Genomic DNA, 8,461 nt, shown 5'->3' on the forward strand with positions numbered 1-8,461 from the left:
TGCATACCAACATACGAAATTAGCAGAGTTTTCGCGGAACTACAATGTGTATAATATATTGATAATAAAGAATATACAATAAGTCAAAGAATTGGCTAAAACAAGGAATACTCTTTTCAAAGCTGTCCTATATGGGTCTACAATAAACAAAACCTTACTTATGTGATACCATTAATAAATGTAATATTTTGATTAATAGCTGTTTGAGTATCAATTAATGTACTACGGTTGTAAAATTAGTATTCCTCTTTTTAAAAGAATGGGTAATTATGTCAATATCTATTATTTGTTTATTTTTCGTTGAATATTTACTTGTATTACTTATTTCATCCATAAGAATATTGCATTTCATGTAAATACTATTTCAAATTACAGAATAACCATTCCCATTTCAGATAGAGATAAATATTAGTTTATTCCTATTTCAAATATAGGAAATCTGTGTTTGCTGTATAAAAAACTAATGAACTTATGAGATCATTTCTAAAGGAGCTTAATAAATTACTTTATAGTTTCTTGTGTAAAAGTTCAAGGAGAAATTCATTTTATACAAATTATCGTCTCTAATTGGTATTATCGTAATGTGCATTACGATAATAGTGGACTTGGTGTAAAATGATAAGGTATATTATGAAATTCTATAGTCGAAAAAAGAATTGGCAGTTTTAAAGAATATAGCAGAACAGTCTCAAGAAGAATCGTAAATGACGGTTTTAGGCGTATCGGTAAGACCTCACTTTTATTGAAGCCAACGGATGGAAGACCGGCATTGTATTTTTTCATTTTACGAATAGGTAAAAATTGAACACAATAATGAACGGATAGATTGGGGGATATTGAAGAAAAAAGGAGAATATTTTCTCACAATCAACAAAGAATGGGAAAACTGCTCTGTTTCTTATAAAGGGCTTTTTTTGGAAGATATGTAATCTTGAAATAACACTTCCCCTGAAGTCTTTTGTAGGATTAAGAGAAGAAAAGCCACCCATTTCACAATGAGTGGCTTCTCAAAAACACTTTATTATGAAATTCCGGTATGTTCAACCGGATGAATCATCATAGTTGTCGCATTATTATTGTTGGGGTAATGCAGCTTGATTAGTCTGCACAGATAGCGCTTCTGTGTTATTTTTCCGTATAACATGTCCTTTGAGGTATTAATTCTGGTCGCTCGGAGAAAGCTGAGAATTATTCTCTATTTCAGAGAGAGGTAATTGGTAAAGGAACGGCCTGTCTTCTTGGTTATAACGGAACTTACCGGCAGAGAAGTGATTATTATTTTCTGCGCCCCAAGTTTCATCTGTACGATCTACAGGAATATTCAAACGACGATTATCAATATATTCCAAACCTTCACCCCAGAACTCTACACGTTTCTGATAAATGATTTCCTCTATCAGGTCAGCCTTATTCGTGAAAGTGTAATTATAATCGGGCTGGCGAGTCTTCATAAAGCTATTCAGTTCAGTCACTGCTTCTGCAGAACCCTTGTGAGCCAAAGCTTCCATTTTTATCATGTAAGCTTCTTCTGAACGCAGGTAAATATAATCTCCCAGTTCCCATCCGCTGAACACACCGGCCTTGATGTTATCACGACCTGTACCGATAAATTTTACAGCTTGGTATTCCACGGCAACTGGAGACTGAGTGTCACGAATCAATGTTATACGATTACCGGAAGCATCTGTTACACCTGTAGAACGGTCGCAGCAGAACCATTGCAGACGGATATCAGTATCCGCGATACGGTCTACTAATGGCTTAAAGGCAGCGCGCCATACACCGATGCCGGCATACCCATCACCATAAGTATCCATCTGCGAGAAGAAAGACATATAAGTCGTACTATTGTCTGCTGTAATATCACATCCGAATACTACATCCGGTAAGCTGATATTACTGAATCCCTGGAGTATCTGGTCTTCACTCTGCAATATGGGGAAATTATCAATCACCACTTGCGCATACTTTATCGCCTCATCCCATTCATGGATAACCATATTTGCACGAGCCAAATGCATAGCTACCACGCAGCCATCCATATCAGTGGGTGAGGAAGTACGCGTCATATCCAAATTCTTGAACAAATCGAAAGCAGTAGTAAGGTCACTCTTGATTTGTTCATAGATTTGGGCTACAGTAGCACGTGGCTGGTCACCTTCCGTATCCTCTGTAATAAGCGGTACACACGGAGACTGGGAGAAGTCATATTTCTCTCCACGGCCCCATTTCGTTCCATCCGCACCGGTATAGTAGGAATGCTGATATAAGTAAGTCAGTTGTAAGTAGGCATAGCCACGGAAACCAAGGGCAATGGCACGATATTTCAAATTGGCGGGATCTTCACTGCTGGGGTCAATCAGCTTGAGGATATTGTTGGCATTGGCTATGACGCGATAGTACTCTTTCCAACGGTTGTTGGTCGGAGTATAGTTCTGTTGCCAGTAATCCAGCAAATAATGATACATACTCATGGCGAAACGTCCGGTCATAATCATATCGTTGCCCATCAGCGATGTTAAGTAATCAAAACTCTTTTGACCGAAATAGTTGTGACTCATATTGACGTCAACATACTGTTGCATATCAGTATACATACCTGCCACAGCAGCTGAAAAAGCCTTATCAGGATCTTCCTGAGCCACATTGCCCAGTTGGTCTTCAGTCAAATAAGCGGTAACATCAGCATCTTCAATGCAAGATGTAAGCAGGCCCCCAGCAAGAAGCACCTGCATCATATATTTCATTATCTTCATATACAATTTTATTTTTTAGTTTAGAATGTAAGGTTGATACCTCCGGAAATCACACGCATCGGAGAATAGCCTCCATATTCATCATCAGAACCAGCCATTGCCACACGAGGGTCAAATCCCTGACGTTTGGACCACAAGCCGAGATTATCTGCCGTAGCATAGATACGCAGTTTCTCAACACCCAATTTCTGCGTCAGGTTCTTCGGCAATGTGTAGCCCAAAGTGATGTTACGGATACTGAAGTAGCTGGCCTTTATCAGATTGAGGTCTGATTGCTGAGTGAAAGAGTTGGAAGCATTGTCAGCATTCCAAATAGGAAGTGAACCTTGACCGGTCTCAGGGTTGAATGTTTTCCACATATCCTTATTATGACCTACGTAGAATGAGGAGCTCATGCCGGACAGATAAGAATAGTCATAAGCATAGCCACCAATTTGGAAAGCCGTTGCTATAGAAAGGTCAATTCCCTTGTAAGAGAAAGTAGTGCTCAAACCACCGTTGAAATCGGGCAGTGCAGATTTTCCAATGAAGTAGCGGGTTGCGTCTGCATAAGTGGTGGTGGTAGTACGGCCTGTCACTTCCCCTTTCTCGTTTGTCTCATCCATGTACCACATGGCATTTCCTTTTTCGTCCATGCCGGCATACATATAAGTATAGTATTCAAAGCGGCTCTTACCTTCGCGCAGGTTGAACGGACCGGAAGTGATACCATTTTCACGGTTTTCTTCGGGCAGTGTCACGATGCGGTTCTTGTAGTGAGATCCCACGAGCGATACCGTCCACTTTAGGTCGGGCTGATTGAAAATATCCACATTCACTTCAAACTCTATACCAGTGTTTTTCATCGCACCCAGGTTTTCCCAATTATACGGACGTCCGGCTGTAGAGTAAGCTACAGGGCGCTTGAAGAGCATATCGTCTGTACGACGATAAAAATATTCGAATGAACCGTATACTCTGTCGAATAGACGGAAATCTACTCCCACGTCAAAAGTCTTCTGCTTTTCCCAAGTCAAGTCCGGATTACCGTAGAATTCCGGTGAATAACCCAACTCTGAACCATTCCAAGTAACTGTGTATTGGTCTTGATAAGGCGTGTACACATAGGCATAGTCATACTCCGAAAGGATGCTTTCATTACCTTGGGTACCATAAGACGCACGCAGTTTCAAGTCGTTCAACCAAGAGTTTGTACCCTCCATGAATGCTTCGTTGGAAATACGCCAAGCGGCACCTACCGACCAGAAATTACCCCAGCGGTCCAAGAAGCGGGAAGTACCGTCGCGACGGAAGGCTGCAGAAAGATAATATTTGTTGCTATAGTCGTAGTCTGCCATACCGAAATACCCCTCGATGTTATGGTTTGCCGTGTAGCTGTTAATGTATTGCATTTGTCCACCGTTGTCCAGTTCCGGATTGTTCGGATTAAAGAAATTGGTCTTCTGTCCTGCTAAATACTGATATTCATACTTATAGTACTCGTGACCTATCTTGGCCGACAAGTGGTGGTTATCGCCAAAAACATTGCTGTAGGCCAGAATCTGGTTGAAGTTGGTAGTCGTAGTGTTGTAGCTTCCTTTTGTACCACGACCACCGAAAGACTGTCCGTCACCGATGAGCGGAGTGTAGAATACTGTCTGGCTACTGTTCGTGAAATCATAACTGTAGTTTGCTGTAAACTTGAAATTCTTCAAGAACGAGATTTCCAGATACGAGCGTGAAGTCAGATTATTGTACACAGTTTCACGAATATCCTCTTTCATATTGGCTATCACATTCTGGTTAGTAGCCGTAGGACGTTTAGATGTACCGTCTGTCTCACCGTTTCCGGCATCATACATAGGACTTCCGTCCTCATAATATTTCATATTACCTTCTGCATCATAGGCATGAACCGGGAAGATGGGAGCCCAAGAACGTGCCACCTCAAAAGGATTGGAGGCAGCTCCGGCATTCTCTTGTACACCATTCTGAGTTGCTTTGGAATAGCCTACATTGGTACCTACCTTCAACCAGGATTTCAACTGAGAGTTAACGTTGGCACGAGCCGTAAAGCGCTCATAAGAAGAACCTAGCACATAAGAGTCATTGTCCAGAAAGCCCATAGATACATAGTAATCTGTGCGGTCATTACCACCCGATGCAGATACATTATACTCTTGACGGAAGGCATTGTCGAACAAGGCATCGGCAAACGAATCATTATAACGCAGACGTGCATTGGGGTTAAGTTTTCCATCTGGTGTTACCAGATACTCTCCTTGCGGGATGATATAAGCATTGTAATTACCCAGTTCGCCCAGCAAATCCTGACTGGCTGCTAAATTAGAGTCTTCAATGGATTTTCCAGCCGCCCAATAGGTGTTACGAAGACCATACCAAGACAAACGGTAGAACTCTCCCGGATCAGTAGCCATATCATAGTCCTTGTACGCACGCTGTGCCACACCCCAGGAACCGTTAAAGTTGATGGCCACCTTGTCTTTGCGTCCGGTCTTGGTAGTAATCATGACCACACCACCTGCTGCACGGGAACCATACAAAGAGTTGGATACAGCATCTTTCGACACGTTCACTGAAGCAATGTCTGTAGGGTTGATATCCGACAACTTGCCGTTGAAGGGCACACCATCTACTACAATCAGTGCATTGTTGCTGGCCGAAATAGAACCGATACCGCGTAATACGATATTGGCATCTTGTCCCGGCTGGCCGGAAGAACTTACAACTTGCAAACCAGCCACAGCTCCTTCTAGTGCATTGGACACGGATGTAGCTTGTGAATTACTGATAATCTCATTCTTTACACTGCTGATAGAACCCACCAAATCTTGTTTACGTTTAGTGCCATAAGCCACTACTGTTACTTCATCAAGTATCTCTGTATCAGGCATCATAACCACTTTTACGCTCGGTTTGATTACCACTTCTTGAGTCTTCATACCGATGTACGAAATCACCAGAGTTTTCGCGGAACTACAACACTCTTATTTTATTAATAATCAAGCGATTATACCATGTAATAGAAATCACTATAGCGAAATTTCCTTTCTCACAAGGTGTATGTATAGGGGTACAATGTATAAAACCTTACTGCTGTGATACTATTTGTTGGATTAATGACTTGGTTATCATATGTATATCATAAAGTTAATACGTTGCTTAAAGATTTTAAATGATTCTTCCTCTTATATGAAGAATATCTTTTGTCAACATCTATCATCCTAGCTGCTTTCAATGAAGCATTTACTCTACATTGTCATTTTATTAGCGAAAGTACTAAAGTCTATGTAAAAGAATATTTCAATAGCTTCAAAAAACAGTAAACTCAAAACTTTGTGATTAGCTAAACAATCAAGACAACTGTTGTTTCTTCATAACAGTTTTCATCATTTTTGCTTCCACACTTCCACCCGCTCCTTGTATCCCTCTATTCATCGGCATTACAGACGCTGTGGAAGCAATGCAAAAGTGTGGAAGCAAAATTTGCTTCCACACCTCCAATCAGTCTTAAATATTGATAACACACCAATGTCAATCTTCTATTTACACTATACTATACTTAATTGATTCTCAGCAATTTCTTACTGCAAAATTTTGCAAACCTATTGCAGCGATACTGCAAAGCTGTTGCAGTGGTACTGCAAACTAATATGCAGCGCGGCTGCAAGCAATATGCAGTGATACTGCAAACAATATGCAGTGGTACTGCAAAACGTATGCAGTAAGTTTGCAGCGAGCAAACTGAAACTGAATAGTGAATGAACAGACTTTAAAGGAGAAGTATATGACTAACGATATGAAAGTGTAGTATTGGCTATGCTAAGTTCGTGTTTTTTTAGGCAAAGGCATGAGTGCATGGTTCTTTTCTAAATCATGCACTATAGTCATATCCATTACATTTGTATACACTTGTGTGGTTTTAACACTTTTATGCCCCAATAATTTTTGCACCGTTGTAATGTTTACTCCATTATAAATCAATAGAGTTGCATTAGTATGGCGAGCAGTGTGAAATGAAATTTTTTTTGATAAACCAGCTAGGCGGGAAATCACAATTAAATCCTTGTTCACATTAGAGTTATCCCTTAAATGAAAGAAGCTTTGTAAGTCATCCCGATATTTGTCCAGAATAACAAGCCCTTTTCCTTCGAATAAGAGATAAAGAGGTAATCTGACTTCTGTACTCGTCTTTATGGATTTATAAATTAGCCAGGTTTCTTGACGAATCTCCACGATGTTATCGGGTGATAAACTGATAAAATCAGAATATCTCATTCCTGCATAGCAACAAAACAAGAATGCATCTAAAGTCTTTTGCAATTTAGTATATCTGCCAGCCAAGCTTAATTTCTCCAACTTCTCCAACTCTTCAGGAGATAAGTGCGTATGCTTGTTTTCTATAGTTTTAATCTTGTACTTTCGAAAAGCGTATTTTTGTATCTCCATATAATCCTTGTTGATGGCGACATTTATATGTCGCTTCAGATGCTTCATATGTTTGGCTATCGTATTTGTGTGATAACCTCTTGATTGCAAGAAATATTCAAAGGAGGATATGAATTCGAATGTTAAATCAGAAAAGGTTACATCCTTTTTGAACTGTTGTAATAATGAAAGAGTGGAGAGATGATTTCGTTTTGTACTTTCTTTTAGAGTAGAGTTTGCTATCTCTTGCCTAAAAAAAGGAATAAAAGAGGTTTTGTTTTCGCTTGTGCTCAAAACATCCTTTAGTAACTCTAATGAAATACGCCTTCCTTGCTGCCACAATTCCAACTCTTTTTTTTCTATCATAGCCATGAACTCATATATCAATCTATTCAGCGCATCTGCATTAGGATGATTCTTCACAATAAGCTTTTTATTGTCCCACTGTTCTGGCTTTAAATAAACTTTGGTTGAAAAATACTTTTTCTTTCTGTCCAAATAGGCTTCTACTTGTACCAATGCCATTCCTTTTTTATTCAGGCTTCTTTTTCTGTTGTACACTAGATTGTAAATAATCTTACTCATTTTACTTGATTTTAATTAATACCAATAACAAATAAGACGATATTCTGTGCTCGATGGGATTAGAATAAGAATTAATATCTCTAAAAAGTGTCTTTTTGTGTTTAGCTATTAATCGGTATTTAGCCTCCGGGAACTCTCAATTTGTTTCAAAATCAGGTCCGTTCTCTGTTTTAGCGGCTTATTTATTAACCATTTTGTTTTAAAATATGTGTATTTCTTGGAAAAATCATCCTAAAAGAGGGAATCATAGTGATAGTAAACATAAGCCAGTTTAGGTTTTTTAAGTGTGAAAAATCTGTTATTAAGCATAAAGTGGCATGTTTAATTAACAAATTGATAGATTTACAAGGTTTTTTCAATAAAATAGTTGTTCGTTTCAGTTTTATTAATATATTTGCACTTTGTTAGAGTAAAGAAACAATTAATGTAAAGTTAAACTTTAAGAGAGAATTTATGAAAAGAAAATTAATGCTGTTATTGGCCTGTCTTTTTGTCGGAATAGGCCTAGTAACTGCCCAAACCCAGAAGGTTACAGGTGTTGTAATTTCTGAAGAAGACGGGCAGCCAGTTATTGGAGCCTCTGTATTGGTAAAAGGTACACAAATTGGTGCTATTACCGGTGTAGATGGTGATTTTACATTACCAAACGTACCAAGTTCCGCGAAAACTCTGGTAATTTCGTATATTGGTAT

At 39.1% G+C, this 8,461-nt stretch carries 4 protein-coding genes; 1 reads left to right on the plus strand and 3 read right to left on the minus strand.

Translation table 11 applies throughout. The features are described from left to right. Positions 1-1,157: 1,157 nt before the first annotated feature. The 3 genes from DW096_RS11935 to DW096_RS11945 form a co-directional block, all read right to left on the minus strand. Positions 1,158-2,756, minus strand: coding sequence for a RagB/SusD family nutrient uptake outer membrane protein (locus DW096_RS11935; protein ID WP_034533057.1), 1,599 nt, complete (start codon positions 2,754-2,756; stop codon positions 1,158-1,160). Positions 2,757-2,776: 20 nt separating this feature from the next. After that, a complete protein-coding gene (locus DW096_RS11940) occupies positions 2,777-5,719 on the minus strand; it encodes a SusC/RagA family TonB-linked outer membrane protein (RefSeq protein ID WP_080597311.1) in 2,943 nt (980 codons plus the stop codon). An 859-nt stretch (positions 5,720-6,578) separates the two neighbouring features. Continuing rightward, positions 6,579-7,769, minus strand: coding sequence for a site-specific integrase (locus tag DW096_RS11945; protein WP_005824324.1), 1,191 nt, complete (start codon positions 7,767-7,769; stop codon positions 6,579-6,581). A gap of 453 nt (positions 7,770-8,222) precedes the next feature. On the opposite strand from DW096_RS11945, the gene DW096_RS19425 reads away from it, so the two are divergent. Next, positions 8,223-8,461: carboxypeptidase-like regulatory domain-containing protein (locus DW096_RS19425; protein ID WP_151879017.1), on the plus strand; the 239-nt coding region annotated here is incomplete at its 3' end.

This window comes from Bacteroides sp. AM07-18 (assembly GCF_003602695.1).
GTDB lineage: Bacteria > Bacteroidota > Bacteroidia > Bacteroidales > Bacteroidaceae > Bacteroides > Bacteroides uniformis.